Origin of the sequence: Rhodohalobacter sp. 614A (assembly GCF_021462415.1) — a bacterium.
Classification (GTDB): Bacteria; Bacteroidota; Rhodothermia; order Balneolales; family Balneolaceae; genus Rhodohalobacter.
Window position 1 is genome coordinate 15,494 of sequence record NZ_JAKEDS010000001.1, and the last position, 16,144, is coordinate 31,637.

Here is a 16,144-nt window from a genome sequence, read left to right on the forward strand (position 1 = left end):
TTATACATTTAATTTGTTTAGAATCTTACTTGTACAGAAGCACTGTATGTTCTGAAGTTTGGATATGCAAACTCATCTATCCTGAAGTTTGTAGAGTTTGATCTCAGAGCAACTTCAGGATCGTAACCTGTGTATTCCGTGAATGTGAGCAAGTTTCTTCCTACAACGGATACTTTAATATCACGCAAATACTCTCCTAATGATCCCAGTGTTTGGTTTGTGAAAGTATAAGAGAGTGACAGTTCCCGAAGCTTCACAAATGAACCATCTTCTACGAAATGGCTTACCGCTTCGGATCCATTATACAGACCATCTATGGCAAGCAGATATTGCGGATCGTAACCTTCCTTTGTATAGTCTTCAAGGTCTTGGTGGGTGTTACGATTATACAGCAGTTCACGTGTATAATTATAAACTTTGCCCCCCTCGGACCAATCCCAAACCATAAATAATCCCAAATTCTTGTAGTTAAAATTACCGGACAGTCCAAGCTGGAAGTCAGGTTGGGTTGAGCCAATATTAACCACTTGAGGATCACCATTTTCGTCAACCAGATACATAGGACGTTCGAGTTCAGTTCCCTGATTCTCAGTAAGAACAACGTGGCCAAGACTATTCACTGTAAAATCAGCCGGGCTATAACCACCAGGAATGTTTACAACCGTTCCGTCTACTACTGTCAGTTCATCAAGGGACGAGATGAATTTGTTTCCATACATCGCACCGTATTCCACACCTTCTTCAAATCGGAACAGATCGATAGCAGCGCCTTCGTCGCCTCCAACCCCTCTGGTAAATGGAGCTATACCACCCAGATCTGTTACAACTTGTGAAGTTGTTGAGAATGACAAGTTAAAACCGGCCTGTAAGTCCCGGGTATTAACCAGATTTCCCGATAAGCCAAGTTCAAGGGTTTTATTCTCAATCTCACCAACATTCTGCCATTGATGTGAAAATGGAGATGTACCCGTAAGTGGTGCCAGTAAATAATCATTGGTAATGTTTGCAAGTGCGTAATTAGCTACGAAATTGTACTTACCAAGGAAAGCAACATCAACACCCAACTCGAGTTCAGCCACTACAGATGGCTTAATCTCTGCATTTCCAAGAACATCTGGCAGAAGTACAGTACTTCCGGCCTCGTACGTTTCATACTGAGCTTCAAATGGAGGTCGGTTCCCCGAGGTACCATAGGAAGCCCTGAGCTTTAACTCATCAATATTGTCAATCTCAATGTCTTCTGAGACACGATAAGCAAGTGACCCCCGGTAGTAGACATTGTATCTCTCATCTTCACCAAATGCAGATGACCCATCGCTTCTGACCATCCCACCTACAATAATTTTGTCTCGATAATCAAATGTAGCATCAAGAATAAGATTTTCTACCCTTTCTTCCTCAACGAGATTGCCAATATTAAATGTGGATGCATCAAGAGCTCCAAAGCTTCGAATTCCACTTACAGAATAGTTATATCCTGAAAAATTATATCGCTCATACTCTCTGTCTTCGTAGAGATATTTACCGATAAGGTTGATATTGAAATCGTCAAGTTGAAAGTTACTCGCAGCCCACAACTCCGTAATGGCAGTTCTTTGGTTAATATCTGTTCTTCCCTCATAACCATTGTTATATGCCTGACTCGGGGTCGGTGTTTGATAACCTACAGGAGTTGATACTGTATTCAACTGATAACGCTGATCAATTGACTGCCGGGCATTTAATGATAGCCAATCTGCTACCTGGTAAGAAAGGTTCAGCCCAACAATATATCGCTCACGATTGATGTCATCCTGGAAGTTCTCTGCCACGTAAAGTGGATTTTGTTCATTACTTCCCAGACTATAACCTGTCGGATCGTTTGTGTAGGTTCCATCAGCATTTCGTTCTGTAAAATCGATGGCTGGCGGTGCAGAAAGTGCAGAGTAGAAAAAGTTCGATCCCTGCCCCTGTTCGCTAATATCAGGATATTCTGTATTTACATACGAACCACTGAAAGCGAGCTTGAATTTCTCATCATATAAATAATCAGCATTGAGCCTTACTGACTGCCTGTTGTAATCATTAAGGTTTTTAACGATACCACTTTGTGTCATGTCCTCAAATGATAAGAAATAGTTAAAATTACCTGAGGAGTTGGCAACATTTATATAGTTTGTATTGTAAGGCTGCCCAGTGTATATGGCATCCGTGTTATTGTAAGTTACAGGGTAGTCGTTGTCGAAAACTCTGTCCTCGTCAAACGTACCATAACCAGGCCACGATTCAACATATTTCCCATCAGACGTCAAGACAGCATCATTAACCCAGGGATGTTTATCAGTAGTTGGAAAATCTTTCGCAATTTCAGAAAATCCATATTCAGTGCGAACCGTAAAAGTTGGCTTATCGATACTTCTGCTGGCTCTTTTTGTAATAATCTGAATTACACCATTTCCTGCAAGTGATCCATACAGGGATGATCCGGCCGCGCCTTTTACAATCTCAATGCTTTCAACGTCCTGCATATTAATATCTGAAAGGCTTCCATCTGTAATTACACCATCAACAATAATCAGGGGACTCTGGTCACCGTTTATTGATGTTGATCCTCTCAACCGAATAGAGGCAGCAACAGAAGGGTCACCCGAGGCCTTAACGATTGTTACTCCAGGTACTTTAGCCTGAAGTGCCGACCCTACATCGGGGGCTGGAACCTCTTGCAGGCTTCTTTCACCAACTTTGGAAACTGAAAAACCGAGCTTGGTTGTTTGAGTTCCTGAACCCACACCAGTTACGACCACTTCTTCAAGACCAAGAACATCTTGTTCAAGAGAAACGTCATGCGTGATGGAAGAGTTACCCACCTGAATTTGAGAAGAATAGCTTTTGTACCCAATATAAGTGACGGTAATATTATATGTACCTTCTGGTACATTTGGGATTTCGTATTCACCATCGATATCAGTAGAGGCACCCAGTTGCAAGTCCTCTATTATAACATTAACACCAGGGAGTTCTTCACCGGTCCTGGAGTCTGTTACAGTACCCGATACACTACCCTGAGCAAACGCAGAAGTTGAGTATATAAAGGCACATATTACTAATGTAAGTAGCTTATAGTTCATATAAGACCTCATTTGTTGTTGTTTTGGTTAAGTGATAAGTAAGTAGCTGTACTTAAGATGATTAATCTCAATTCTTAGAGAGTTGTCAAACCACAAAGATGCCTCTGAGAAGAGTTCCTGAGATTACAAAGATGCCAATAATGTTTTGGTTAATGTCCTAGCTGGCGATACTTGTTGACTTCAAAGCCTTCATTCGTACTTGTCGGGTTAATTTAGTGTTTGAGAGAACCCATTTCAACTAATTTGAAAATTTTTTTAAATAAGGGAGTCACATATCACTAAACACTTTAAGAGTAACAGTATATTTGTTAAAATTTTGGCGAAAAAAACCCTATAAACTTAAAAAAAATAGTTATTTTCAAAACCGCCTCGTTTTAAATTTTTTTACTTGAGTTTAATTTCAAAACAATTAATAGGCTGCTTATTGGCTAAAATATTTGAATTCCCCTTATCCCATCTTGCGCTAATACGTAAGAAAAAGCTTTTAAAAAAACGCTCCTTACTCTTGATTTAATAATGCATCTATCATTCTTAGTGAACTGACTACTTCCCTCTTATTTTTTGGCGAATAGTATATCCATTTATGTAAGAATATATTCTATAAATGAGGAATACTTGTTCTCGTCCAAATCAGGTGGTAGAGACAACAATGTCGTCTTCATTTCAAAATTGATGATTGGCTTTGTGGTACCCGTAAGCGATACTGTGTTATTGAGATAAGGCACATGCACGTCCACAAAGTATAAATAAGAATAGGAGAGCTATCTTCCGGATAAACAAAACTGGAGCTTACCCTTCATTTTCAGATCATTAGATTACGGTTATATAAAAAGTATCACATCAGATTAGACCCATCTATAAAAAAAGCCTCTCTGAAATATTTTCAAAGAGGCTTTATCAGTTTAACTATTTGTAATAGCTGGTAAATCAGTTTACATCCCACCATAAATGTCTGGAAGGAGTATCAGCTCCATTTGCAGAAATAGCCGCCTCATAATTTTCGGTGTTTATCTCCTCTTCTGAACTGGGATACATATGACGAACAGGTATTTCATTATCTGGACTAAGAGCACGATCATGTGGTTCTAATTCCGGATAATCCAATCGTCTCCATTCTGCCCAAGCTTGGTATCCATTAGGGTAGAATGCAACCCATTTTTGATTACCAATTTTTTCTTTCCAATCTGCAGAACTGTATGCAACTTCAGGTTGTGAAATAAAGGCAGTGAAATTAGTTTCATTGTAAACTTCCCACTGCATCCACGACGCTTCGATAGCCGCGTTGTAATATTCTTCAGCACTACCGGATATCCATCCTCGTTCTACAGCTTCAGCTTTTGCAAAATTTAATTCCGCAAGAGTGATAATCGGCAAAGGAGCATTTTGTATCCCAACTCCAGGACCACCTGCTCCGATTGCTGAACCGGGAAAGGAAATGGATGAGTTTAAGATATCTCCTGGGTTCGGCGAATCATAGTCCATACCAATAATTTCATCGAATGTTACCTGACCGTCATTATTGCTTGCAACTGGTGCCGGATTCGCATATTTCAAAACACGATAATCATCCAAATTCAGCATGTAGTTAGCTAAAACATCTGAAATGGCATAATCAGTACGAGTTCTGAAACGACCATACCAAGGATTTTCGTTATCAGCATCAGCAAGATATGGATACATAACATCTTCGGTGATTAATCCATCATTCACTGCGTCGGTAAATTCCTGAGCAGCAACATCCGGGTTCACATCAGCCATTCTCAGGGCGATTCTAGCGCGTAAGCTGTTAGCAAACAGTGCCCATGAAGTCATTTCTCCATCAAAAACAATATCACCAGTTGGCCCAGGACCGCTATCCATCTGGCTCACTGCTTCATTTAATTCTTTCAGAAGATCCATATAAATAGATTCTTGGGAATCATATGAGGGAGAAAAATTTTCTCTACCCTGTAACGCCTCAGAATAGGGAATGGCTCCCCATCTGTCTGTCATCATATGATAAAAGTATACCTGTAAAATGCGGGCCGCAGCAATTTGATTGGCATTACTGCCTGCTGCTGCTGCTTCCTGCATTGTGTCTTCATTTGAATTTTCTTCAATGATGGTTTGCAGGTCTTTAAGAGGACCATAGTACCAGGAGTTAAAATCAAAGGTAGCAGATGAATATCGGGAATCATCCTCGTATTGAGTTTCTGCCATCAGTTGAGTCCAGATCACCCCGGTTGTTGCTCCAACCACATCACTAATCTCACGTTCAGCATTGGTGAGCAATAAATCTGTCCTGACTTCTGAAGGGTTGTTAGAATCCACATTAAGGTTTCCGAAATCGTCGCATCCCATTACCAGGCCAAATACAGCCAGCATGAGTGCTGCTTTTTTTAGTAAAGTCATAACTTTATTTCTTTTAAATTTCATAAGTATGCCAAATTGTTTTAGAAACCGACATTAACATTAAAACCTATCGACCGTGTGGCTGGCAGGCCTCCTCCAGTCCACCATCCGAATCCATTCCCATTGTTCTGAACAATAGACGGGTCATAGCCATCTTCACTTGCATAAAGCATAAGTGCATTCTGAATATCCAAAGCGATGCTGGCATTTATAATCGGAAGTGATTCAAGAACCTGCGAAGGAATATTATAGGTCAATTTCACCTCTCGAAGCTTTATAAAGCTCGCGTCCTTAAGCCACACTTCCTTATTCTGATACTGTTCGTAGAAGAAGTCAGAGGCGTTTCTCAAATAAGCAACGTCATTTCCGTTTTCATCTACACCTTCCGTCAAAGCACCTCCTGAGTTAGATGCTGCTTCATTTAGAGGAACAGAAGTAACCTGTTCTCCACTTGAATTCAACACAGGATCACGTACAGGATTTCCAAGTGTATTGTCTCCCACAGTACCTTGAGCTAAACCTGTTGATGTGGCCCACATCTGGTCTGCGGAATAAAATTTCCCGCCTTTCTGGAATTCAACAAATGTATTGAGAGAGAAGTTTTTATAGGTTACTCCTAAATTAAATCCACCTGTCCAGTCCGGAAGGATGTTGCCAATATCTTTATTAGATTCGAGAGCATAGGATCCGTCTTCATTCACAATTCGCTTTCCGGTTCCCTCATGAATGGAATATCCGCCATAGCCACCTGTGGTAACAACATTCCCCCACTCTTCATCTTCTGTAGCATATAATGCGGCACCAAAAGACGCGCTCTCTAATATTCGGGTTGTAATTCCCTCAGCCAATTCATTCACTTCAGAATAACTTGATGCCCAGTTCAGGTCCAGCTCTACAACAAAATCCTGTGTTTGAACAGCTGTAGCGCCAAGAGCTACTTCCAATCCGGTAGTAGTAAATTTGCCTGCATTAACTATAGACTCATTAAATCCACTTGATCCGGGTACTGTTAACTCAAGAATTTCGTTCTTTCGAACAGAGTTATAGTAATTAACATCTGTTCTCAGACGTCCTCCTAAAAACCTCAAATCAATCCCAAATTCATAGTCTGAAGAAACAGAAGGTTCAATATTAGGATTATTCAAAGTGTTCGGAATAGATTGAGTCGGCTGACTGCCGTAAGGAGTCGAAGAGTCGTATGTTGTAAACACCTGATATGGATTCAGATCATTTCCAACCTGAGCAATAGAAGCACGTAATTTACCAAAGGTTAGAATATTTTGATTTCTGAAGACATCAAATTCAGTAAACACCAAACTTCCAGACAAACCGTAATAAAGGTTTGAATTATCATCTGCGGGTAATGCTGAAGACCAGTCGTTCCGCAAAGATCCATCAATGTAAATTAAATCTCTGAAACCAAATGTAGCAGTTCCGAAGAGACTATTCACCTGCTTCTCTTCATTATAGTTTGATACATCTGGTCGGTTTACAGACGCATCAATATTGAAGAAGTTTGGAGTTGAGAGCCCTCCAACAGTTTGCTGAATCAGCGCACTGTATTTCTCAGTACGAATATTACCTCCCAGATACCCGCTCAATGAAATATCACCGAAGTCTTCTTCATAGCGTGCACCGGCCTCGTAATTTATTTCTCGCCGCGAACGTTGAGCTACGTAGTACCAATCCTCTTCCAGCCCTCCGGTTGCAATACGGTCTTCTGCGGTAAAGCTATATGTATCGAGATGCAATTTACCAGTCACCTCTATGTTGGAGCTGACATTATAGCTCATAGAATAATTCCCATATATGCGATCCCGATCATCATTCGAAACGTTTTCATTTGCTGCAAAAAACGGACTATCCCAATAAAGAGGAGTCGGATCACTTGGCGAACGAATATTCCAGGTCATTGGCAGGCCTTCACTTGTTCGGTAATCCCGAAGCTTATCTATATCTAATTGGCGCTGGAACCACTGATTGAAAGATTGCACCCCATTTCCCTGGACAGCAGAATAACCAAGTGCCGGTCGGCCATCTGCACTCGTATTGACATAATTAAAGGAAATTCTTGAGGTGAATTTGTCGGAATGACTTAATGCTCCACTGAAATTAACACCATTTTTATCGAGCGTCGAATTCGGAAGCACACCACTTCGGTTTGTATTTAATAACCCTACACGATAAGAAGCATTGCTTGATCCCCCGGAAATTGAGAGGTTATTCGTCATTCTGACCCCTGTTTCAAAATAGTCTCGAACATTATCCGGATTGGCTTCTAGAGGAATTTCTGTCCCGTAATCATCCTGTCCATCACCAGTAAAGTCATGATGATACCATGACCACCAAGGACGATACATTTGCCCATCCATTCGGGGCCCCCCAGCTTTCATCAGCTGCGTAGTTTAACCCTTTAACCATTTCACCGGTTTCAGGATCTTCCCAATCTACCAAGCTCTGAGAATATCCACCTGCATACTCATCCTGATAATCGGGGAGTATAGAAACATTTTCAAAATATGTACTATTTGAAAAGTTTACCCGTATGGGTTGATTCTCGCCCATTTGCCCCTTTTTCGTTTCAATCAAAATAACACCGTCTGATGCACGGTTTCCATACAATGCTGCTGCAGCGGCACCTTTCAGAACAGATACTGATTCAACATTATTCAAATTTAAATCTGATGCCAAGTTCCCTAGATCACGACCTGTAGTAGACCCACTTTGATTTACGACAAAAGAACTATTATCAATAGGAGTACCATCTACAACAAAAAGAGGTTGTCCGTCTGAAAGACCATTCGTACCACGAATTCTAATTCGTTCTGAACCGCCAAGATTAGCGCCTGAACTACCCACAACCTGAATGCCGGCAACTTTCCCGGCAAGTGCACCAATAATGTTATCCTGGCTTACCTGAGCAATTCGGTCACCGTTAACTTCCTGGATAGAATATCCAAGCGAGCGTTCTTCCCGGTCCAAACCAAAAGCTGTTACAACAACATCATCCAATGCCGTAATGCTGGATGTTAGTTGGATATCAGCGGTTACATCTGTAGAGCCAACCTCAATTGTGGTTTCATACTGATTGTACCCTACAAAGGTAGCCATCAGTGTATAGGTACCGGGTTCAACATCCGAAATTTCGAATTCACCATCGATATCGGTTGCATCCCCTTGTTGGGTTTGTTCAATAAATACATTTACACCGGGAAGTGAATCTCCGGTATTTGCATCAGTAACTGTTCCTCGTACTGTCACCTGACCATATGCATCAAATGAAAAGAGAAAGGCAAATACTAATACAGAGAGTAGCTTATAATTCATACAAGACCTCGTTTGATGTTTTAGTTAAAGGAAATAGAAGGGCAACTCCTTAATAGAATGGAAATATTAAACTATGCAGAATAGTCACTCTTTTAAGATGCCTAAAAATGTTTAGGTTAATGCCCTCGAGAATTAATCCTTTTTTTTGGATAATCCTCTAATGTCCTGGTTGAAAGAAGGTATGCTTTGATTAAATCCATTTCAACTGTTTTATATTTTTTTTAACAAATACATCAAAAATGCATAACATTTTTTTAACGTTGACAACAATCACTAAATAAACTTTAAGAAAAAATCATAAACCAAATAAAATCAATTGTTTAATTGCTTTTTTTATTTTTTTGGAAATAGCTTTCAAAAAATGAAATTAGCCAAACACCTCGCTACTTAGCTAAAAATAAATCTTCATGATTCTTCACAACTGTGCTTGGATTTAAAAAAATCGGGTTCATTTCCCGATACTTCTAAATTTTTTACCTGGAAGAGATTGAAAATCAATTAGTTTTAGTAATTCGGGGAATCGTGGTAGGCAACCTCACAAGTACTTCATAGTTTAAATTGTTGGTCATCTCTCCAAAAGAAGCCACCGTTATTTCATCATTCCCCTGTTTTCCAATTAAAACAACTTCATCTCCTTTTCGGGCTTCTTCTATGTGGGTTACATTGATGGTAATCATATTCATATTTACAAGTCCAACCACACCCGCACGCGTTCCTCTTGTCAATACATAACCGGCATTTGTCAGGTTTCTTCCAAACCCGTGGGTATACCCGATTGGAACGGTTGCTATTTTCATTTTTTTCCCGGCGAGATATACATTTCCGTACCCGATAAAATCTCCGCTGTCAATCCACTTTATATTCATGATTTCGCTTTTCCAGGTAAGTACTCTTTTCAGCGGATCCTCTCCCTGTTTCAGATCTAAAGACTTCATATTATGCATGTATATTTCCCGGCTTGGCCAAAATCCATATTGGGCAATTCCTACTCTTGCCATGTCGTAATGCATATGGGGTTGAGATAAATAGGCGGCCGAACTGGATGCATGAATCACAGGCAAAAAACCAAGAATTTCCTGCGCAAGCTTGATAGCTTTTTTTAATTGCTTATCCTGGTTTTCAATTCGGTAATAATTGGCTACACTTTCTGCGCCGGCGTAATGCGTACAGATTCCTTCCAGGTTAATTTCTTTCGGGTGTTTTTTGACGCTTTCGAACACATGTTTCCATTTCGACTCTTCAAACCCGGTGCGGTTCATCCCCGTTTCTATCTGAAGATGAACTCTGGCTTTTTTTCCAACCTTCCCGGCACTTTTTATAGCAGAATCAAGACGGTCTAATTCAAACAGATAAAACTCAATATCATTCTCGATGGCCCATTCCAGTTCATCATCCCGAATCATTCCCATAATCATAATGTCGGTGTCGGGACGCGTTTTTCTTTTGTGTGCCAAACGTGCTTCATTCGCACTGAATACCGAAAAGTGATTCATTCCACATTCTTCTGCCATGGGCAAAAACTGGCTGATGCCGTGGCCATAGGCATTCCCTTTAATAACTGATGAAAGTTTTACGGAATTATTCGCCCTGTTTTTAAGGAACTGAATATTATTTTGAAGTGCGCCTTTGTCGAGTTCGATGACCGACGGCTGTAGAAATGATTCTTTCATAAACAATCTTAGAACTTATTTGTGACACAAATCACCTTGGCGAGCTGAGCGCTGAATACAATGGCAATTCCTGATTCGGCCTCCAAAAAACTACAATGATGAATAATAATCAACTATTCCTCGAAACATTCCGGTTCCCACCCCGATCAACCCGTCATTAAAATCATACTTTTCAGAATGCAGTGGAGGCCTGTATTCTCCGGCTCCCAAACCAAAAATCGTAATTGGAAACTGCCGGCGGAACTCTCCAAAATCCTCACTCCAGGGAAATGGCTGTTCCAGGTTTTGATATTTAAATCCTTTTTTTTCGCTAACCCATTTAACGATTTCAACTCCATCACGGCTGTTTACCGTAGCCCGAAAGGGTTCAACTTCTTCCAAAGAAATCTCCCCTTCAAAAGATTCTCGAAGGCCATCAATCATTTCCTTGATTCGATTTACTCCCTTCTCTAGAATCTTGTCTGATTCCGAACGGATTGTGAACCCAATGCTGGCACTGCCCGGACTAATGCCAAACGCCCTTTCTCCCATTTTCATGAATGTACAAACCAGCTTATTTCCCTTACGATCTGACCGAAACCACTCCATTTCCTGCTCCATTTTCTGAACCAAGTTGGCTACCGTTCCCGACGGATTCACCCCCTTTTCCGGGTAAGCTGCGTGACTAAATGAACCTTTGATGATAACCTCAATTCCAACGGAACCGGCAGCAAATGTATCCTCTTTGCAAATAATGGTTTTTTCGGGGAATCCCGGCAAATTGTGAAGCGCAAAACCATGATCGATTTCAAGGTTTTGAAATCTGGAATCCTCTAAAACTCTTGCCGCTCCCTCCCCGGTTTCTTCTGCAGGTTGAAAAAGGAGGTAGACATCAACATTCTCGGGACGATTTTCGCTCAACATTTTTGCCAGCCCGATTAAAATTGTCATATGTCCGTCATGACCGCAGCCATGCATGACATTTTCATTTTTAGACTGATAGGGCAATCCCGTCTCTTCCCGAACTGAAATGGCATCCAATTCAGCCCGAAATAAAATAGTTTTTTGGGGCTGACCGCTTTTACATCTAAAATGAGCCAAAACACCAAAACCACCAAGGTCCGTAAATATTTCATCTGGATAGAGCTTCTGAAGTTCTTCCTGGATTCGGGCTGCGGTTTTCTCCTCTTTCCCAGAAATTTCCGGATGTTGATGAATTTCTTTTCTGAAGTCAATCAGATCAGGGTTCATAAAAACGATATCTGTTCTTAAGTGATAAGATTGTTAGCAATTTAATTGCCGTTCATTTCGGCAAACAACTTTTTCAACACCTGTATTTGCCCGATGTGATACGTATCATGAGCAGCGATGCCGGTAATCAATTGTGAATATGTCCACTCTTTCTTAGACGGACAGGTATCATCCAGTTTTTGGGGCGGAAATTTTATAATCTCTTCCACCAGTATTTGATGTGTTTTTTTGAGCAGATCTTTGTCTTTCTGCCAGCTTTTTTGGGTAAGCTTTTCAGGAACCTCTGGGAAATTGGAAGGACTCCGGTCAAATCCCTTAGGAAAATCCGGATTCAACTTTCGAATGATGGAATATTTCCAGTAAGCCATGTGCAAAACCAGGTTCCAGATCGAATTGCGATCAAGCGTTGGTTTCCAGGCGGCCTGGTTCGCATCCACCCCTCTTAAGCATCCCATTAATGTAGGGCCGCCGTGCCAGGGCTGAAACCCTTTCGGCGGATCTAATAAATCGAGTACATCTTTTATGCGTGGATGAAGTTCCATGTACGAAAATAATGAATGGGTTTAGTTCAACCAATAGCGACAAAATCTCAATAAATATCTCCAAGTAAGATTCGTGGATCCGGATACTTTTCTCTCCCTTCGATCAAATCCTTTTTGGCAACAACTCCGGGCATATCGGCTTTACCGGGATCTTCAATACATAATTGATAATGAAGATGAGGCGGCCAGTTTCCATTTTCTGATTCATCACCAATCCAGCCAACTTGTTCGCCGGTTTTTCGTTTTTGGCCTACTTTAAACGTTTCAAGACTTTTTTTGGAAAGATGACCGTAAAGCGCGAATAATTCCTGTCCTTCAATGACATGTTTAAGGATGAGAGTTCCGCCGTAATTTCCTTCTTCACCAAGATATTCGGAGTAAACAATTTCTCCATTCATGACCGAATAAACCGGTTCACCCGCCTGTGCCCAAATATCAATTCCCATATGAATATTTCTCTGGTTTTGATAAAGAGGTGCCTCGTACATTATTTGCCGGGTTTCCAGGTAACCACCTACCCCCCAACCACCGGATTTAATAAAAGCGGTAAGCGAATCCCTGTCAAACCCTGAGGAGAGATCCATAATCCTGAAATCATCCGGCAAGTCCATGACCGGGTGAGTGTTCATCTTTTTAACTGCCGATTTTATAATGCTTTCGAAACCAAATGATGGCAGTTCAGACAGCTCCATAGTTCGTTAATCTTCTACTTTTTTTTCGATATAGTCGGAGCTCATCAACCCAAGCGCGCCCATATATTTAAGTTTAAACCGAATGGTGTCGCCAACTTTATACCCGTTCGGATTTGATCCTACATCCAATATAAGCATATCTGAACTGGCATCAGAGATGGTAATGTTGTCGTCTACCGGAACCAGATAATTCGGTTGGATATCGAGGACACCAATATCGATAATGGCTCTGTAAGACGTTTTACCAACATCTTCTTCAACTACTTTTGTGGTCCGTCCCTGCGGATTAACACCTAATTCGCCCATCGGCACTTTTGGTTTTTCTGACAATTCAATGATTTGGGTATAAAGTTCAAGAACCCTGTCACTCATCCCTTCAATAACGCCGTCAGTAAATAAATTCTTCCCAAAGAAAAGAGCTTCTCCAACTCTAAAGTGATTGATTCCACTCGGAAGCTGATTTCTTAACAGCAATGGAATGGTAACCGTAGTGCCGCCTGAAACCAGTGGAATTTCTTTTTTAAATCTCAGTTCGATGATCTGTTTATAAAGTGCCAGCTGAATCAATTTGTCGCCGTCGGGCATTACACCGTGCAGGCAATTCAGGTTTGTACCCAGCCCAACTACTTCAATTCCCGGCAGGCGAAAAACTTTCTCATAAAAGTTGATCAGATCCTCACGCATCACTCCTTCCCGAAGATCCCCCATTTCAATCATGATGATCACTTTATGGACTTTATCTTGCTTTTCTGCTTCTTCTGATAATTCATGAAGAGTCGCAAGTTCGGTATTCAGGCTAATGTCGGCATACTTCACCACATCTCTGACAATATCTTTTGGAGGCGGTTTGATGTAGATCGTTACCGTCTCAGGATCAATCCCTTTTATAACTTTCAGGTTACTGATCCTGGAGTCGTGCATTTCACCAATTCCCAAATCAATCACCTCATTCAGAAAAGCACGATTACCACAAAATAGCTTGGTGGTAATTCCCCATTTAATGTCATTTTCCTTAAATAGCTGATCCAGGAATTTAAAATTATGCTTTAGTTCCTCTCTGTAGAGTTTTAAATAGGCCATATTGCTTCGTCATTCAGGATGCAAGAAACAAGAGTACGGATTCAGGATGCAAGCTTTTGAATGTTCTGAAACTTGTATCCTGTAGCTTGTATCTCATACCACATGAATTGATCATTCGATTCTCATTTTTGGGTTTGTGATCGGTCCTTTATTTGCTGCTTGAATACCGCATTTCCTGGTACTTGTTGATAAAACCAAATTTTTCGTATAAAAATTTAGCCGGATTGTCCGGCTCCACGTGCAAAGCAATGTCCCCTTTCGCTGCATCAATGGTTCGTTGCATCAACTCTTTCCCTACCCCTCTTCCCCGGGTTTTCTTATGTACGGCTATGTAAACAAGAATATTTTCGGGGATATACTCGCTCATATTGGTTTTGTTGATAATGACAGCTCCCAAAATCTCGCCCTCATCATGGGCCATCAGGATAAAACCATCCTGGCCGGGATTGTCCCCATAAGCATAGCCGATACATTTTAAGATAGCGGATTTTGCATCCCCATACTGATCTAAATGCTTATGTAAAAATTCCGCTATTTCATTTCTGGAAAATGGAGAGGTTCCATCATCTTTAACTGAAAGTGTATAGTGAATGTTCATAATTATTTTTGATTTTTTTGAGTCAGCAAACTCACTGTTATAAAAAAGATTGCGGATGTAGTAATACCAAATACATTGGGATCCAGATTAAAAGGTAACCCTATCTCCAGATAGCGCAAAAAAAGCGTAGTTGTACCCCCGGAAATCATGGCGCTCATTGCCCCTGCTGATGTACTTTTCCTCCAAAACAGCGCTCCGATAACAGGTACAAACAAACCTGAGACCATGAATGAATAGGAATCAAGCATCAGTGACAACACGTTTTCCATTGCGGCAGCCAACAATAGTGCAAGCACCCCGATAATGAGCGTGACAATTTGCGACAGACCAAGAAACATACTGCTATTTGGATTGAATTTTTTAAACCGGCCAATGATATCGGTTACAACATTACCTGAGGATGCCATCAGACAACTATCGGCGGTTGAAAGAATTGCCGAGAAATAGGCGGCCATCATAGCACCTAAAAAACCTACCGGTAAAACCGTTCGCAGCAGCATCGGCAAACCCGTTTCAGGATCGGTCTGGGCAATATTTTGAGCTCCGAGGTAATCAAACATTCCCTGATCGGCAGCCACCCGTGCAAATAAACCTAACAAAACTCCAAGAAATGCCATTACCGGCCATTCAAACAAGCCGGCAATGTACCATGCTTTTTTTGCGGTTTTTTCATCTTTGCAGGCATAGACTCTCTGATAAAGGGTCATTCCCACAAACCATATTGGGATAATCGTCACCGTCCAATAAACGGCATCCTGCCAGGTAAGATTAAACAACGAAAGCATTTCGGGCGAGACCGTGCTGCGAACGGCCTCTATTCCTCCAATTTCTACGTACGCGAAAGGAACGCCAATAAAAATCAGTCCTGTCATGAGGATGCTCCATTGAATGGTATCGGTATAAATCACCGCTTTTAATCCGCCCATTACTGTGTAAATGACGGCCACAGCTCCCATAATATACAGCGCTGTGTCCAGCCCCAAGTTCGAAAACGTACCGCTCGCCAGCTTGGCGCCGGCAAGCATTTGAGAGCTTGTGAATCCCGCATAACCAACGGCAGAAATAATTGCGGCAATTAACGCAACGTTTGGACTGTAGTAATGCTCAAATAGTTGAGGAAATGTATAGGCTTTATCAAAAAACGGGTTCTGTTTTATCTTGGGGATTAAAAAAACGGCGGCAAGCCATGCGCCTATTAACCCTGTAAAAAGCATCCAGGAACCGGAAATCCCCATTGTAAAACCGAGTCCCCCTAACCCTATGGAAAAACCGCCACCCACATCTGTAGCAACCACCGAAAGGCCGATGTGATAACTACTCATATTTCTGCCCCCTACATAGTAGTCATCGCCTCCCTTGTTCTTTTTAAAAAAGAAGTACCCAAATCCGAGCAGTCCTACGATATATACTAAGAATAATCCTAGATCAATGACGTGCATGAATTAGCCGTGGCTGGATGAAGTGTTCTCGCAGGTTGTTCTTTTTGATTGATTTAGCATTTTTCAGC

General features: G+C 41.2%; 11 protein-coding genes. All 11 read right to left on the reverse strand.

Translation table 11 applies throughout. From position 1 onward, the window contains the following. Positions 1 to 17: 17 nt before the first annotated feature. On the reverse strand, positions 18 to 3,107 hold the full coding sequence (locus L0B18_RS00050) for a SusC/RagA family TonB-linked outer membrane protein (RefSeq protein WP_234567041.1): 3,090 nt from the start codon (positions 3,105 to 3,107) through the stop codon (positions 18 to 20). A gap of 927 nt (positions 3,108 to 4,034) precedes the next feature. Further along, complete coding sequence (locus tag L0B18_RS00055) at positions 4,035 to 5,498, reverse strand: SusD/RagB family nutrient-binding outer membrane lipoprotein (protein WP_234567042.1); 1,464 nt, start codon at positions 5,496 to 5,498, stop codon at positions 4,035 to 4,037. 41 nt (positions 5,499 to 5,539) lie between these two features. Further along, complete coding sequence (locus L0B18_RS00060) at positions 5,540 to 7,891, reverse strand: hypothetical protein (protein WP_234567043.1); 2,352 nt, start codon at positions 7,889 to 7,891, stop codon at positions 5,540 to 5,542. Beyond that, entirely contained in the window at positions 7,824 to 8,825 is a 1,002-nt protein-coding gene (locus tag L0B18_RS00065; protein ID WP_234567044.1) for a carboxypeptidase-like regulatory domain-containing protein, read from the reverse strand. Before L0B18_RS00065 ends, L0B18_RS00060 begins: the two co-directional genes overlap by 68 nt. 494 nt (positions 8,826 to 9,319) lie before the next feature. Further along, a complete protein-coding gene (gene alr, locus L0B18_RS00070) occupies positions 9,320 to 10,495 on the reverse strand; it encodes an alanine racemase (protein WP_234567045.1) in 1,176 nt (391 codons plus the stop codon). 90 nt (positions 10,496 to 10,585) lie between these two features. Further along, positions 10,586 to 11,725, reverse strand: coding sequence for an amidohydrolase (locus tag L0B18_RS00075; RefSeq protein ID WP_234567046.1), 1,140 nt, complete (start codon positions 11,723 to 11,725; stop codon positions 10,586 to 10,588). A 41-nt stretch (positions 11,726 to 11,766) separates the two neighbouring features. Continuing rightward, positions 11,767 to 12,267 (reverse strand): DinB family protein, encoded by a 501-nt coding sequence (locus L0B18_RS00080; RefSeq protein WP_234567047.1) that lies wholly within the window; start codon positions 12,265 to 12,267, stop codon positions 11,767 to 11,769. 47 nt (positions 12,268 to 12,314) lie between these two features. Further along, on the reverse strand, positions 12,315 to 12,959 hold the full coding sequence (locus tag L0B18_RS00085; RefSeq protein WP_234567049.1) for a peptidoglycan DD-metalloendopeptidase family protein: 645 nt from the start codon (positions 12,957 to 12,959) through the stop codon (positions 12,315 to 12,317). A gap of 6 nt (positions 12,960 to 12,965) precedes the next feature. Next, a complete protein-coding gene (locus L0B18_RS00090; RefSeq protein ID WP_234567050.1) occupies positions 12,966 to 14,039 on the reverse strand; it encodes an alanine racemase in 1,074 nt (357 codons plus the stop codon). A 148-nt stretch (positions 14,040 to 14,187) separates the two neighbouring features. Then, entirely contained in the window at positions 14,188 to 14,637 is a 450-nt protein-coding gene (locus L0B18_RS00095) for a GNAT family N-acetyltransferase (RefSeq protein WP_234567051.1), read from the reverse strand. A 2-nt stretch (positions 14,638 to 14,639) separates the two neighbouring features. Next, on the reverse strand, positions 14,640 to 16,076 hold the full coding sequence (locus tag L0B18_RS00100; protein ID WP_234567052.1) for a sodium:solute symporter family protein: 1,437 nt from the start codon (positions 16,074 to 16,076) through the stop codon (positions 14,640 to 14,642). Positions 16,077 to 16,144: the final 68 nt, after the last annotated feature.